The sequence below is a fragment of the Arthrobacter sp. PAMC25564 genome (assembly GCF_004798705.1).
Classification (GTDB): Bacteria; Actinomycetota; Actinomycetes; order Actinomycetales; family Micrococcaceae; genus Arthrobacter.
This window is the reverse complement of the sequence record NZ_CP039290.1, coordinates 3886417-3901218: the sequence shown is the minus strand read 5'-3', so window position 1 is coordinate 3901218 and position 14802 is coordinate 3886417. Positions and strand designations below refer to the sequence as shown.

The following is a 14802-nucleotide window of genomic DNA, read 5'->3' as shown; positions in this document are numbered from 1 at the left end:
CGGACCCGGTTTATCGGTCCGCGGACTGACGTGGCTCGGACAGGCCCCGCCATCAGCTTCCACGAAAGACAGACCATGGATTACCTCAAAACAGCCCGGCACGACGCTCACCAGATGCTCGACGTCATGGTGGTAGGCGAAGCGCTGATCGACGTGGTCACCACGTCACACGACAAAGTGGAACACCCGGGTGGCTCTCCGGCCAATGTCGCCTATGGACTCGGCCGCCTCGGCGTAGCCACCGGTCTGCTCACGGCCATCGCCCAGGACGCGCGGGGGACCTCCATCGAAAACCATCTCCGCAGCGCGGGCGTCATACTCCTGCCCGGATCAAAATCCCTCACCCGGACGGCATCGGCAACCGCAACCCTTGAACCCGACGGCTCCGCAAAGTACGACTTCGACATCACCTGGGACCTTGCCCCGACAGCCCCCGCCTACTTCCCAAAAATACTGCACACCGGATCCATCGCCACCTTCCTTAATCCCGGTGCAGGCACCGTGAAATCACTGCTCGAACAGGCGCACAGACACTGCATGATCACTTACGATCCCAACATCAGGCCGGCCCTGCTCGGCAGCCACATGGAAGCCAAAGCCACGTTCGAAGAGCTCGTACCATTAACCGACGTCGTTAAACTCAGCGACGAAGACGCCCAATGGCTTTACCCCGAAAAAAGCCTGGACGAAACTGCAGCCCACATCCTCGGTCTGGGGACCGGACTTGCCGTCATCACCAAGGGCGCAGAAGGCTCACAATTCACCACCCCCGCCGCTAACATCCGGATTCCTGCCGTGAAGTCTAAAGTGGCCGATACCATCGGCGCCGGGGACTCCTTCATGTCCGCCCTGATCCTGGGCTTTCTCACCCGAGGAACCGAAGGCTTCGCCCCAGCTGTCCTGGAGCAGCTCGGCCACACTGCAGCTGCAGCCGCGGCCATTACCGTTCAGCGCCCGGGAGCGAACCCCCCGACCCTGGAAGAACTCAACATGGCACTCGGAGCCCTCCCCGTCGCCCAATACGCGGCTTCTTGAAGCAGATCATCAAATGGCTGGTTGTCACATACGATCGATATCTTTAGTCCCTCTCACCGGGCTCACGCCCGAGATCGTCGATACCGCGCGACAAGCCCTGCTCATCGGCCATTAAGCACTGCGAAAACCAAGCCATTTACCGTTGCGATTCACACCGCAAGCCGCTGCAGCAGTTCTGGCGCCCGCAGGGCGTCCGTCAGGCAGTGAGCAACGCGAGCGGGATGACCGCTACGCCATCCTGTCGACGATAGGCGTGGGAGCCCGTGTTGATGACGACGAGGTCGACGATTTGGTCGGGGAGCGACTCCTTCAGCCAGAGCAAGTGGCGAACGTCGTGGTCGGTGATCGCGGATTTTAGCTTCGCTTCAATACCGACAGCTTCTGCGTGTCCTCGGTAGATGATGAAGTCAATCTCGTGCCGCCCATCATGGTCGCGGAAGTGGGACACCTGCGCGTCGTTCGCCTCCGCATAAGTCTGGAGGCTGAGGGCGACGAGTGCTTCGAAGAAATCGCCGCGGCGAGTTCGGTCCCCGTTGTTGGTCGCGGGTTGGGCGGCGGACATCAGTTTGACCTCGTTGAGGTTGAGCAGGCGCGCGGAGAGTGCCGGATCGGCGAGAAAGTGCTTCGGCGCGAGGGAAGCTCGTGACAGGAGCTTCTGACTGGGCGACCAGGCGTCGACTTGGTCGAGCAGGTAGAGGCTGCTGAGGACGTCACGGTAGGCGATCGACGTCTTCTTCGTCGGTCCTGTTGGTTCACCTGGGTCGAGACTGGAACCGATCTTCGCGAAGGTGGTTGCGGAGGCATTGGCCGAGGCATAACCCCGCAACCAACGCGGACGGTGGGCGTTGCCAAGTTGCGTTCCGCGATGGAGAGAGGTCGCATCCGGAATCTGATGATACGGCCGGCTCCGGAGTAGAGGTGGGTGCCAACGGGTGCGGCGCTGCCGGCCAAGATGAACCGTTCGCCGGTCGAGTCACTGTCGACGAGGCGGCGGACACGGCCCCAGACCTCGGGGACATGTTGCCATTCATTTCGACTGGTCCACCGTTTTGAGCGTTTTTTGGCGCTCAATTGGGTGGTCAAGGAGACCTCGCACCCCACCGTCAGCGATCGAAGGGCGTTGCAGGCGCCCAGGCCTCGGCCCGGGAGAGAGCTGCCTTGAGCTCCCGCCCGCCGGCCTCCTCCAACAAGGCAGAGTCGCCCACCACAACAAGCAGGCTGCGGGCCCGGGACAGGCCAACATAGAGTTGCTCCGCTGCCCGGCCCAGTTCTTTGAAGCCGTTGACGCACAGGACCACCACGGAGCGCTCCAGGCCCTTGAACCCCAGGACATGGCCGTAGAACTCGGCGTCGTTGGCGTGAAACTCTCGCCAGTAGTCCGCCGTGGCATCGCGGTCAAAGTAATCCTGATGGACGGGGTGGCGTGCCTTGGTGGTGAGCATCGCGATCTGGTTGTTCGCCCATCCTTCAGCGATCAGTGCATCGATGCAGTCTCCCGCAACCTCGAGGGCATCCTCGGTGGCGCATTGGACGCGCCGAACCGGCAGGCCGGTACTCCCGCGGGGTGTGAAATGATCGCCAGCGAAGGATTTGAACGTCTCGGCGATTTTCCTCGTGTTGCGGAGGTTGTCGTCGATGTGGATCGTAACGAGGTCTTCCAGCGGGCTCAGGCCGTCCGGTGACGGGCTGCTCCAGCGCCGGTAGACATCCTGGTGGTCGTCCAGGAAGGCGTAGATCTCGGCGTCGTCCGTGGTGCCGGCAAGCAGCGCCTCCCACCACAGCGGGGCGAAATCCTGGGCCTCATCGACAATGACGGCGTCCAGCCGTTCGTGGGGCGGCAGACCGGACGCGAGCTCCTTGAGGAGGCGCGGCATGTCTTCCTCGAAATAGGCTGATCCGGAGCCATCGGGCACCCCGAGCCGGCGGGCATATTCGTGGAATTCTCCGGTGAATACCGGCTGGGCATGGCGCCAGGGCGAAACCCGGTCCTGCAGGTACTGGCTGAGCCCCTTGTTGTAGCTGAAGAGGCCCACGCGCTTGCCCTGTTTGCAGAGGAGACGGGCTTTTTCGACGGCCAGCCACGTCTTGCCGCTGCCGGCGCCGCCGGTGAATTTGATCCGGGGGAGCGACCGGGTTGCCTGCAGCAGTACCGACTGCCTCTGGGTGAGATGGTCCTGGGCGTCTTCCAGCTCTTTGGGGTCCTGTGGCTTGTCGGCAGCGGTGTCGAGGGTCCCTGCCAGCCGGCGGACAATTCTGTCCAGGAAGGCAGGCGCCAGCGAGGAAGCACCCCCGCCTTCGCGCTCAATCGCCGTACGGATCAGATCGGCGGGGGATACGACGTCGGCCTGGTCCACGACCAGCGTCCGCGGGCAGCCCGCCATCTCCCAATCGCGGGGAACGTCCGTGTAGGGAAAGCTGACCATATAGGTGAAGCGGCTCGTGAGGGGTGTGCCGAGCTGGTTGCCGATCCAATTCTTGAAGGCATGCAGCGAGCCCTGGGACTGCGCGACCGGGCTCTGGATCCGGTGCGCTCCGGATCTGTCGGACTGGTACCACTGCCCGTTTTCGACCGAGAGCCGGCCGCCCTTCACCTCGATGGCAGCCAAGCCGACGCCGGGCCACAGGACCAGGATGTCGATCTCGTGTTCTGCCCGTCCGTCCCGCACCTGGACGGAGTGGGCAAGCACGACGTCGTCCGGGAGGCTCTTCTTCAGCGCCTCCCAAACGACTTTCTCCGCCAGCTGGGTGTCGCCGAATTCGGGTTCTTCCGGAATGCATTTCACTGCTGCCCCCTGCAATTCTGATCTGAATCAGCGGAATCAATTTCGCTTAGCCTATGGTGCGGTTTGAACATTCCTTAGCAACTCCAAGAACAATGCATTCGGGTTCGCCCCAGGCAACACCCGCCGCAGATCCGCCAGCGCCTGCAGCGGAGTAATCCCAGCCATCCGCGCCCCGTATAGGGCCGCCACGGTGGGTGTCCGGGACTCTGCCCGGACGCAGTGCAGTAGTACCGTTTTGCCCTCCGCGCGGAAGCGTTCGACGGCGGCCGCCGCGTCCTGCAGCACGAACGCCGCATCAGCATTGCCGCCGTCAAAATCAGAGTCGATGATCCAGAACGTGGCATGGTCTTCCGGCGCCACAGGTGGCGCATCCGCGGTCCCCAGCCGGCACAGCGAGACGACGGCGTCGATCTCCAGCTCGGCCACCCGCGCCAGGGACCCGACGCCGCCCAGCCAGACGCCGTCGTCGTGCGGGTGCTGGACCAGCGCGTCGGTGCGGTCCCACCTGCTGTAGTCCTGGCGCTCGCCGCGGCCCAGCTCCATGCCGAGCATCATGAGGTCGCGCGCACGCAGTCCGGGCCAGCCGTGCAGGCGCCGCCTCCATTCGAAGGGCACCGCCGTGTAGCCGTGGGCGGCACCGAGCAGCCCGCCCGCGATGGCCGCGACGGTGTCCGTGTCCCGCCCGCCGCGGACAGCCTCTTCGAGTGCAGCCCGCAGGTGCGCCGGGCCGGAGGCTGACAAGCCCGCAAAGTGGATCGCGCTCCAGGCGCCCTGGAACGCCTCGACCACCCAGCCGTTATTGCTGAAGTCCCGCGGCCGGGACCGCTCGGCAACCTCGATCCGCTCCAGCCACACGGCAGACCGCCCGGCGGACAGCAGCGGCAGGCCGGCCCGGACGTCGAGCCGCCCGGTCAGCACGGCCGCCCGGATGGCCACGCACCAGAGGCCGCAGGCTTCCTGCGCGTCGGGGTCGGCGTGGGTCAGCGCGCTGAGCACTCCCGCCTCGGCCATCAAGGAGGCCGGGTCCCGGTCCAGGTAGGCCAGCGCCAGCGGGGCCGTGCGCATTAGCGAGCCGTTGCCGGCGCTGCGGCCGGTGCGGGCGTGGAAGTCCGCGGCCGCGGTGCTGAAGTCGGCGGCGCGGACCTTGCTCCGGCCGGCAGCCGATGCCAGCCGTCGTGCCGCGGCGATGACGGCGCTGGTCTGGGCCCCGACGTCCTTGGCCTCGGCGGCCCAGGCGGTCCAGGTCCGGACGATCATGGTGAGCGCCGCGGGGGAGGAGGATCCGGAGTCGGACGCCGCCTCCAGCAAGGCCTGGGCGATCGGGATGGCCATAGAGGTGTCGTCGGTCCATTCGGCCGGTGCGAACCCGAACGGTCCGCCGCCCTTCATGGTCACTTCGGTGCCGTCCGGCATCGGCGCGCCGAACTCGTAGCCGGCTCCGAGGGCGTCGCCGGCGGCCAGGGCGACGAGGACGCCGGCTGCGCGGTCATTCTGCAAGGGGGTCAGTTTCATGCCATCTCCATCAGGGGGTGTTGGGTGTTCCAGCCGGTCAGGTGGGCCAGCTGGGGACGGCGGGTGGGGAGTTCGACGGCGATGCCGGCGGCGGACACCGTGCCGGCGGCCCTGGAGACGTTGCGGCTCCGCAGCGCGCCGTGGTTCCGGACTTCAACGGCCGCGGGACCGCCGTCGAACGTTCCGAAGTCCAGCGCCTGGATACGGGCGGCGAAGTCGCGGGCCCGCTGGCCCGGCATAGGACCGGACCCCAGCGCCTGGGGCGGGAGGAGTTCCAGGTCCAGCAGCGCGGACTCGATCAGCTGGCGGTAGTGGCGGCGGAAGAGCGTGTGGGTGCCGAAGACCTCCAGGAGCAGCGGCTGCTGGCCCAAGCCGATCACGACGCCGCGCTGGCCTTCCAAGGCGGCCGGGGCATCCGCCGCGTCGAAGCGGTTGCGGCTGCCCTTGTTGAACTGGTCCAGGTGGTCCAGCAGGGAGCTGGTCGCCGAGGCGCCGCGGGCTGCGTCGAAGCGGCTGACCCGCTCCCAGATGCGGCCCTGCCGGTTGCCCCCGCGCTCGCCGTTCAGGCCGTTGGCGAGTTCGGACCGGACGTTCAGCGGGGCGCGCCGGGCCTGCCGGCGGTGGCTGGTTTCCCCGGCTTCCCAGCGGCCGGCCTCGACGCAGAAGGTGTCGATGTCGCGGGTTTCGCCGGGGCCCAGGACGACGTCGCGGGCGCAGGTCCGGTGCTGCTGTCCGCCTTCGAGCAGCTCGCCTTCCAGCAGCAGGGCCGGGTGCGGGCCGTTGTTGGTGACGGTGAGTCGGGCGACTTGGGCGCCGCTGGCGAGCTCGGTGACGGCGACGTCGGCGTGCTTGCCGGTGCTGATGCCGAGGCTGCCGGAACCGGAGGTCCAGACGGGGAAGATGCTCAGCGGGCCGAGCCTGCTGCCGGCGCCGACGTGGAGCTGTGGAACTTTCATGATGGATCTCCGGTTGATTTAATGCACTTCTGCGCTAATTGACTCCAGTATGCACGGCTTGCATCTTTAGCGCAAGACTGCGATAAATGATCCTGTGAAGGATTCAAAGAACGGTCCAGGCATGTCCCTGCTCGACTACCCGCGTCCCTCGGTGGCGGCGGATACGGCGGTGCTGACCGTGTCGGAGGGCAGCGTGTGCGTGCTGCTGGTGAAACGGGGGGAACCGGATCAGCACGGGAAGTGGGCGCTGCCGGGCACGTTTCTGCGTGAACGCGAGACCCTGGCGGACGCGGTGCTGCGCTGCCTGCGGGAGAAAGTTGGCATCTCGGGCAGGGAGCCGCGCCAGCTGCGGGTCTTCGACGATCCGGGCCGCGACGACCGAGGCTGGGTGCTGTCCGTGGCGCACGTGGACATGGTGCCGCTGGCGGATCTGGAGCAGGCGTTGAAGTCCGACGGCGTCCGGCTGGCTTCCGTGACCGGGGAACCGGAGCTGATTGCCGGGCTGCCGTATGGGCACGCGGAGATTGTGGCGAATGCTGTCGAGTGGCTGCGGGCTGCCTACGCGGAGGAACCCGATCCGGGGGAGCTGCTGGAGGAGCCGTTCACCTTGAAGGACCTGCGGGGGCTGCACGAGGCGGTAGCCGGGCAGACGCTGATGCGCGACACATTCCGGCGCTTCATGGAGCCGAAGCTGAAGGGGACCGGGCTGATGTCCGACGGGACGCGGGGGAGGCCGTCAAGGTTGTGGGTGCGGGGGAGGGAGATGAAGTGAGCTCGTTTGTTGGCGGCGAACCACATGTCCACTCACGACCAGTAGGATGTCCACCACCTTGTCGTGTGGTCCCGCTAGCTGCGCTAACCCGGGAGGATGGTACAGCTAGCGGCCGGGAAAAAGTCGATATTGGAAGAGTCGGCGTCACATAGGGAGAATTTTAACGGGCTGGCACTGGCTTTTGGCGTCAACCGGTTCACTTTTGGTTTGCAATCAGACTTGGGTTAGTTTGTGGACCTATTCGAGGTATATTTTGCCTAAGCAGAGAGACTTGCTCGGCTGACAGCTCGCAATAGAAGCGCTGCTAGCCGGTGCACGTGGCTATTGAAATCTGGATGGGGACAGGTGCAATCTGACGGTTTACCGGCTACGGTGCTAAGTGTTGTTGCTGAAGAGGCTGATGACCTAGTGGCATTACTTGGAGTCTGTGCAGGGCACGACGACAAGAGATGGCGTTATGACGCTTTATCCCTAGACATGATCAACTGGGCCCCCGATTGGGTTCTGTCATATGAAGATCTGCAGTCCTTTGGATGGGCAAACGCCGGGGAACTCATGGCGAAAGCCATGCGACGCATCTACACCTCTGCCGAGTATGAGAACCGTGGCGAAATCGGGGAACTCCTTCTGCACATCATCCTTCGCAAGTTCAAGAACAGCGAAAAGGCGATTACCCGGATTTTTTTCAAGGATGCCGCAAACCATGCTGTCCATGGCTGGGACTGTGTGCATGTTGTTCCGAAAAAAGCAAAAGATGGCTCCTCCGAGCTCGAACTCTGGATTGGTGAATCGAAACTCTACAAAGATGCCCACGGTGCGGCGGGTGCCGTATTTTCATCACTCAAAGAGCATCTGGAGACGGACTATCTTCATGATGAGTTCGCCGCCATATCCGATAAATTGCCAGCCACATGGGAGCATACACCCACGCTCAAAGCACTCTTCGCCCGACAGACATCGCTCGACAAGGTCTTTTCGAGAGTGGTCATCCCGGTCTTCATCTCGTACAACAGCGAAACTACCGGACGACATGCGGTTTCCTCTGCTGAGTATCTGGAGGAAATTGCCGTCGAAATCCGTACAGAGTGGGAAGACTTTCGACGACGGTTTGGCAACCAGAAGTTTCCTCGGGAGGTCAGGGCACAGCTCATCCTGCTTCCCACCTCGACGAAGAGAGAACTGTTGGAATCGTTTGACGGGAGGCTGAAGTCATTCCAGGACTCAACCAAACCTTCGAGGGTCTAAAGCAGGCACTCTCAGCTCCGTCCTTCGACGGCAAAGGCTTTGAAATCCTGGCCAGCATCGCCTCCCTCAAAACACTTCACGGCACAACCACCGAGATTCAGGACTTGGTAATCCGTGCTCTCGACAGGTCCGGGGATTTCACCAACGAGATGCCCCTCCTGCTTTCCCTCGCCCGGGATCAGGGACTTTTCCCTTACATCGAAAACCTGGACACCAATTACTTGCCTCTGCCAGACCTCATTGCTTTGGAGATGCACCGGCCCGACGACATGGGTAAAGTCGTCTTCCACCGTGTGCAGGCTGAGGTCTACCGCAAACTCTTGAGCGGGGAGAATGTCCTCCTATCGGCTCCAACGAGTTTCGGGAAGACACTGGTGATGGATGCCATCATTGCCACCCGCCGGCATGACAATATCGTCATCATCGTGCCAACGCTTGCCCTCATTGATGAGATACGCCGACGCCTCAGCGTCCAGTTCCCTGACTACAAGGTGATCACCCACCCAGGGCAGTCAAATGCGTCCCGGAACCTGTTTGTTCTCACGCAGGAACGCTACCTCGCCATGGAGGAGATGCCTGATGTTGGATTCTTCTTCCTTGATGAGTTCTACAAACTTAACGAGGATTCAGAGCGTGGGGCCCTGCTCAATCAGGCTCTCTACCGGTTGATGAAGACAGATGCACAATTTTATTTCGCCGCGCCTAACATCGGGCAGCTGTCCGAACACCTTCCGACGAACCTCAGGACCTCTCTCATAATCACTGACTACGCAACTGTCGCTGCGGACACCATCAGGGTGGAGGCAACGAATGATGGCGAACGGCGGGCGCGGCTCAAAGAGATTCTGGAAGAAGTCGATGGCCCGACGCTCATCTACTGCCAGTCGCCGCCTCGAGCTGGCGAGGTTGCCCGCTGGTTGCGTGAAGATGCTCCCGAGGGCGGATACGCCGAGGGGATGCCCGATGCCGCTGCCTGGGTTGGCGAGCATTTCAGCGAGAGATGGACACTGCCAGAGTCATTGAGGCTCGGTGTGGGGATCCATCACGGAAAACTTCCAAGGTGGCTCGGCCCGCTCATGGTCAAGGGCTTTGACGAGGGAGCACTGAAGGTGCTCGTCTGCACTTCTTCACTCATCGAGGGGGTGAACACCAGGGCCAAGAACGTCATCATCTTGGACAAGAATGTTTCCACCAAGAAGTACGACTGGTTCACCTTCGCCAACATCCGTGGGCGTGGAGGCAGGATGCTCAAACACTTCGTGGGCAAAGTCTTCCTGTTCAATGAGCCGCCGCCATTCGAACTGCCTGACATCGACATGCCGGGTCTGAGTCAAAGCGCTGCCGCTTCCGAGTCATTGCTGTTGTCCATCGAGGAGGAAGACCGCACTGAGGAGACAAATGAACGGTTGAGGGAAGTCACGGAGCAGACGTACCTCTCGCAGGAGACGTTGCGGCTGAACCAGGGCGTGAATCCCCACGGACAGATTCAACTTGCCAAGCAACTGAAAACGGCGCAGCGTTCCGCGTTCAGGGACATCCTCTGGGAAACAGCCGCCCCGTCCTATCCGCAGTTACTTGCTGTCTTCAGCCTGTTCTGGAAGACAATGCCGCCGCGAGGTGTCTCCTCTCACGGGGCGCGGTCACCCGAGCATCTCGCCATGCTTTGCTCAAAGATGGCGGCCGCCCATGGCGACATCCGTGAGGTCATCGCTAACTTCACCTCCCGTGCGGAAACCGACAAGGACCACGACAAACTTGTTGAGGATGCCTTCGATTTCGTGAGGTTCTGGATTGACCACAACCTTCCGGTGTTCATCAGAGCTGTGGACAGGATCGCCAAGGAAGTTCTGGAGCAGCGGGGAATCACCCCCGGAAACTTCGCCCCGTATGCCGCTCGTGTGGAAGCAGGATTCCAGACGCCCCTATTTCTGACCGCGGAGGAGTATGGCATCCCCTCGCAAGTCTTGAAGAAGCTCCAGCGAAGACTTTCGAGCGTTCAGAATCTCGACCAGTTGATGCTCGGGCTGAAAGTCCTCAGCGGCCGCAATCTTCCTGAACTGACTGCGTTCGAGCGACGTCTCCTCGACGATGCTCTTGCCAGCATGGCGACGCCGGCCGCGTGAGCAGCGCCGCTGGATAACCTCTAACACCACGGACGACCTACTCTGTCGAAGCGGGAATTGTGGTTCCGGTGTGTTCAATACTTTTTCCTACATAGGTAGGAATGCCTGTTTCTCAGAGATGGGGCGCTCAAGGAGCGACAAGAGTTCAAATACGTTGCTGTTGATTTGCGCCGTCGACTCCTTCAGTTAGAGCCTAGGTGCCGTGACTTGGAGTCCCCGCAGGGTTGGTCTTTGCGTCCCCTTAGAAATACCCTGGCGAAGTGAATAAAATCGACGGGGGACCGGTGGCGGAGCAGCTGCCGGAGGGATTATACGAGCTACTAAACACCGACGCGCTCTCGGCGCAGTTGCTGGCAACGCCGGGACTTGATTCCCGCTTCATGCCGGTAGAAGACGAAGATACCCCGGGCATCCTCTCCCGCCACGTCGCCGACGCCGTCCGGCAGGCCCTCGCCGCGGCGAAACCGGCAGAGAGAGTCGGCCTGGCCAACCGCCTCCTCCAGGAACTGAACACCACAGACCGCATCGCCGCTGGTCCCACCCAACTCCAGTCCCTGCACCGCCCGGACACCCTCAAACGCCGCAGCCTACGCCGCCCCACCACGAAGCTGAGTGATTCCGCCCTGCTCACCAACAGCAAGGACGATCCAAACCTCGCCGCCGAGCTAAGAACCGAGATCGAGTCCGCCAACACGGTGGACCTGCTCTGCGCCTTCGTCCGGTGGACGGGCCTCAGGCTCCTCCAGCCCGCGCTCGAGCAGCTCAAGGAACGCGGTGCCCGCCTAAGAGTCATCACCACCACCTACATGGGCGCTACGGAACGCCGCGCCATCGACGAGCTCGTCACGCGCTATGGCGCCGATGTAAAGATCAGCTACGAAACCCAGGCCACCCGGCTGCATGCCAAGGCCTGGCTGTTCCGCCGGGACTCGGGCTTCGACACCGCCTACGTCGGCAGCTCTAACCTCAGCCAGGCCGCCCTCCTGGACGGTCTCGAATGGAACGTCCGGCTCAGCTCAGTCGGAACGCCCACACTATTGCAGAAGTTCGAGGTCACCTTCGACAGCTACTGGGAGCAGCGCGCCTTCCAAAGCTACGATCCGGAACGGGACGGCGACAAGCTGGACGCCGCACTGGAACGCAACGGCGGCCGGCGCACCGCAGCCCCGGACGCCGCCACCGGTCTCGAAGTCCAGCCCTTCCTGCACCAGGAGGAGATGCTCGAAGACCTGGAAGCCGAGCGACTCAAGGGGTTCAACCACAACCTCGTCGTCGCAGCCACCGGCACCGGGAAGACAGTCATCGCCGCGCTGGACTACAAGCGGCTCTGTGAAGCGGAGGGCAAAGACCTGAAGCTGCTCTTCGTCGCCCACCGTCAGGAAATCCTCAAACAGGCCATGCGCACCTACCGTGACGTCATGCAGGACGGCGCCTTCGGCGAGCTCTACGTCGGGGAGCACAAACCCCGGCAGTGGAAGCACATCTTCGCCTCCGTCCAGTCGCTGTCATCCCTCGGCATCGAACAGCTGGAGCCGGACTTCTTCGACGTAGTCGTCATCGATGAATTCCACCACGCCATGGCGCCCACCTACCGCCGTCTGCTGGACCACCTGCAGCCGCAGCAGCTCCTTGGGCTGACCGCGACGCCGGAACGCGGCGACGGCGTCGACGTCGCCAAGCAGTTCTTCGACGGCCGCACCGCCAGCGAACTTCGCCTCTGGGACGCCCTGGACGCCGATCTGCTGGTGCCGTTCCACTACTTCGGCGTCTCGGACGACGTCGACCTGAGCCAGCTGGAATGGAAGCGCGGCAACTACGACACCGCGCAGCTGAACAACCTCTACACCGGCAACGACGCCCGCGCCGCCAAGGTGATCCGCGAACTCCGCGACAAGGTCACCAGCACCGAGCAGATGCGGGCCATCGGCTTCTGCGTCTCGGTCCAGCACGCCCACTACATGGCCGAGGTGTTCAACCGCGCCGGCATCGCCTCCATCGCGGTCGATGGCAGCACCGCCGACGCCGACCGCGCGGCCGCGCTGAAGCGTCTCGCCGAACGCGAGATCAACTGCATCTTCGCCGTCGACCTCTTCAACGAAGGCCTGGACCTGCCGCAGGTGGACACCATCCTGCTGCTCCGGCCCACGCAGAGCGCCACGATCTTCCTCCAACAACTGGGACGCGGGCTGCGCCGCGCCGAGGGCAAAGCGGTCCTGACCGTCATGGACTTCATCGGCCAGCAGCGCCGCGAGTTCCGCTTCGACCTGCGCTACCGGGCACTGACCGGCTACGGGCGCAAGGAGCTGGAGAAGGCGGTGGAGGATGAGTTCCCGTATCTGCCGTCCGGCTCTCAGATCGTGCTGGACCGGGTTGCGCAGAAGGTGGTGCTGGACAACATCAAGGCCCAGCTGCGGTTCAACCGGGCCCAGCTGGTCCGGGACATCGCCTCGTACGCGGAGACGGAGCTAGAGGCCTACCTGGAGCGGTCCGGAAACGACGTGAAGTCGATTTACCGGTCGACCAGGGATTCGTGGACCGGATACCTCCGCCAGGCGGGCCTGATCGACGGGTTCTCGCCGCTGGAGGCAGTCATCAGCGGGAAGATCCAGGAGCTCTCGGACGCCGACGAGAAGAAGCTCCTCGGTCGGATGGCCGCGCTGATCCACGTGGACGATCCGGAGCGCGCCGAAACCTACTCGATGCTGGTCGGCGCCGACGCGCCCCGCTACGCGGAGCTTGGAATGCGGGAACAGACGTTTGCCAGGATGCTGTTCTACACGCTGTGGGACGACGGCGGCGGTTTCCAGTCATACGACGCCGGACTGGACTATCTGCGCGGCTACCAGTTTGTCTGTAGCGAGATCCGCCAGCTCGTGAAGCTCGGCGTGGCCGCGTCCAAGCATGCCGCCAAGGGTTTGGGGGCGGGGCTGCAGCACGTCCCGCTGCTCTCGCACGCCACCTACCGCCGAGAGGAGATCCTGGCTGCCTTGCAGTACGGGTCGCTGGAGCTCGGCAAGAACGTGCAGCACCGCGAGGGCGTGGCGTGGTGCCCGGCGACGTCCACCGATGCCTTCTTCGTCACGCTCAACAAGGACGACAAGAAACACTCGGCCACGACCATGTACAAGGACTACGCCATCAGCCCGGAGCTGTTTCACTGGGAATCGCAGAACGCGACCTCACCCGGAAGCCCGACGGGCAAGCGCTACCTGGGCCGGGCTGCCCACGGTTCGAAGATCCTGATCTTCACACGGGATACTTCAGAGGATGAGACCGGGCTGACCGTTCCCTACACGTGCCTCGGTCAGGTGGACTATGTGCAGCATGCGGGGGAGAGGCCGATCGCAATTACTTGGAAGCTGCACCGGCCGATGCCTGCTGATGTCTTCGCGACAGCGGCTGCCGTGGCGCAATAATGACAGGATGTTTGGGTGATTGACCGAATAACGGCACCAGGCATGCGATTACTATCCAGCGGCAGGGGGCAGTGTCAACATGACAGAAATAGTCATTGACAGAGGCTCAATAGTCCAGCTACCTGTTTAGAAAAGAAGCTGGTCAGCGCGGCAAGCATAAACGGCAGCGACGCAAGCGAGGCCCTCTGTCCGAATGCCGGGTAGATATCCGGGCTGCTTAGCGCTCCTGAAGTTGATGATGCGAAGATACCGGGGTTGTCAGGACGGTGGGCATGATGACAGGCGCCCTGGACTCGCCGGCAGGGGTGTTGGCTGGGGAACCCCGGACACGTCGACTGGCTAGCGGAGCCGCTGCCGTTCGCCGACGCTGACGGCGCTGTCGGACACAACGTAGTCCCGGCGTCGTCTTTCCAGCCTTTCCTGCTGGCCCGGAGAGGGAATCCTGGCGCTTTTCGCTCGATTGCATCGGGCGCAGGCGGCGACAAAATTCTGCAGGCTGGTGGATCCGCCCTTGGACCATGGATAGAAATGGTCCCCGTGTTCAGCGGGCCGCGAACAACGGCGTCGGAAACCCGCCTCCATCTCACACTGTCCACCAGCCCTTGCCATGCCCTCACGGCGCTGCTGCCGCGTGAACCGTCGGACCGGGTCCCGGCGCCTGACGTCCCGGGCGCGGATGATGACCGCCGCGACTGTCAAGCCAACGATGAACAGGCCAAGCAGCGCGACCGCCGCCAGTACATCGTCGAAGATGCCGCGAAAAATGTCGGCGACGGACGAGGTGCCTAGACGGGCGCTGACGTTCGCGTTCGGCATGAGCGCCAGGACAACGGAGGCGCTCAACCAGACAATTACCGCCGAGTATGCCAGACGCAGAGACCGGCGGCTCCAGTAGATGCGTTTCAGTTCCACCATTAAGTCGTCCCCCATCGATCTTCAGCTCCGTCGAAGCTGCTGGCC

At 63.1% G+C, this 14802-nt stretch carries 10 protein-coding genes; 5 read left to right on the top strand and 5 right to left on the bottom strand.

All coding sequences use genetic code 11. The features are described 5' to 3' along the window. The first annotated feature begins 75 nt into the window (after positions 1-75). The gene (locus E5206_RS18000) at positions 76-1035 is read left to right on the top strand and encodes a carbohydrate kinase (RefSeq protein ID WP_136323684.1); all 960 of its coding nucleotides are present in this window, start codon (positions 76-78) and stop codon (positions 1033-1035) included. Between the two features lie 196 nt (positions 1036-1231). On the opposite strand, the gene E5206_RS17995 is transcribed toward E5206_RS18000, so the two are convergent. The 4 genes from E5206_RS17995 to E5206_RS17980 form a co-directional block, all read right to left on the bottom strand. After that, a complete protein-coding gene (locus tag E5206_RS17995; RefSeq protein ID WP_168709379.1) occupies positions 1232-1861 on the bottom strand; it encodes a DUF4143 domain-containing protein in 630 nt (209 codons plus the stop codon). Between the two features lie 277 nt (positions 1862-2138). Beyond that, on the bottom strand, positions 2139-3818 hold the full coding sequence (locus E5206_RS17990; RefSeq protein WP_136323682.1) for an NERD domain-containing protein: 1680 nt from the start codon (positions 3816-3818) through the stop codon (positions 2139-2141). 51 nt (positions 3819-3869) lie between these two features. Next, complete coding sequence (locus E5206_RS17985) at positions 3870-5330, bottom strand: ADP-ribosylglycohydrolase family protein (protein ID WP_136323681.1); 1461 nt, start codon at positions 5328-5330, stop codon at positions 3870-3872. Then, positions 5327-6286: a DUF6569 family protein gene (locus tag E5206_RS17980; protein ID WP_136323680.1), complete on the bottom strand. Its 960-nt coding sequence runs from the start codon at positions 6284-6286 to the stop codon at positions 5327-5329. Before E5206_RS17980 ends, E5206_RS17985 begins: the two co-directional genes overlap by 4 nt. A gap of 121 nt (positions 6287-6407) precedes the next feature. Between E5206_RS17980 and E5206_RS17975 the strand changes: the two genes are divergently transcribed. From E5206_RS17975 to E5206_RS17960, 4 genes are all read left to right on the top strand, one after another. Next, the gene (locus tag E5206_RS17975) at positions 6408-7058 is read left to right on the top strand and encodes an NUDIX domain-containing protein (protein ID WP_136323679.1); all 651 of its coding nucleotides are present in this window, start codon (positions 6408-6410) and stop codon (positions 7056-7058) included. A 477-nt stretch (positions 7059-7535) separates the two neighbouring features. Further along, the gene (locus E5206_RS17970; protein ID WP_136323678.1) at positions 7536-8303 is read left to right on the top strand and encodes a DUF1837 domain-containing protein; all 768 of its coding nucleotides are present in this window, start codon (positions 7536-7538) and stop codon (positions 8301-8303) included. Positions 8304-8407: 104 nt separating this feature from the next. Continuing rightward, positions 8408-10426 carry a DEAD/DEAH box helicase gene (locus E5206_RS17965; protein ID WP_136323677.1) on the top strand — a complete coding sequence of 673 codons (2019 nt, stop codon included), beginning with the start codon at positions 8408-8410 and terminating at the stop codon, positions 10424-10426. Between the two features lie 296 nt (positions 10427-10722). Then, a complete protein-coding gene (locus E5206_RS17960) occupies positions 10723-13842 on the top strand; it encodes a DUF3427 domain-containing protein (protein ID WP_346763477.1) in 3120 nt (1039 codons plus the stop codon). A gap of 339 nt (positions 13843-14181) precedes the next feature. Here the strand turns inward: E5206_RS17960 and E5206_RS17955 are convergent, their stop codons facing one another. After that, the gene (locus tag E5206_RS17955; protein ID WP_136323676.1) at positions 14182-14757 is read right to left on the bottom strand and encodes an HNH endonuclease signature motif containing protein; all 576 of its coding nucleotides are present in this window, start codon (positions 14755-14757) and stop codon (positions 14182-14184) included. Positions 14758-14802: the final 45 nt, after the last annotated feature.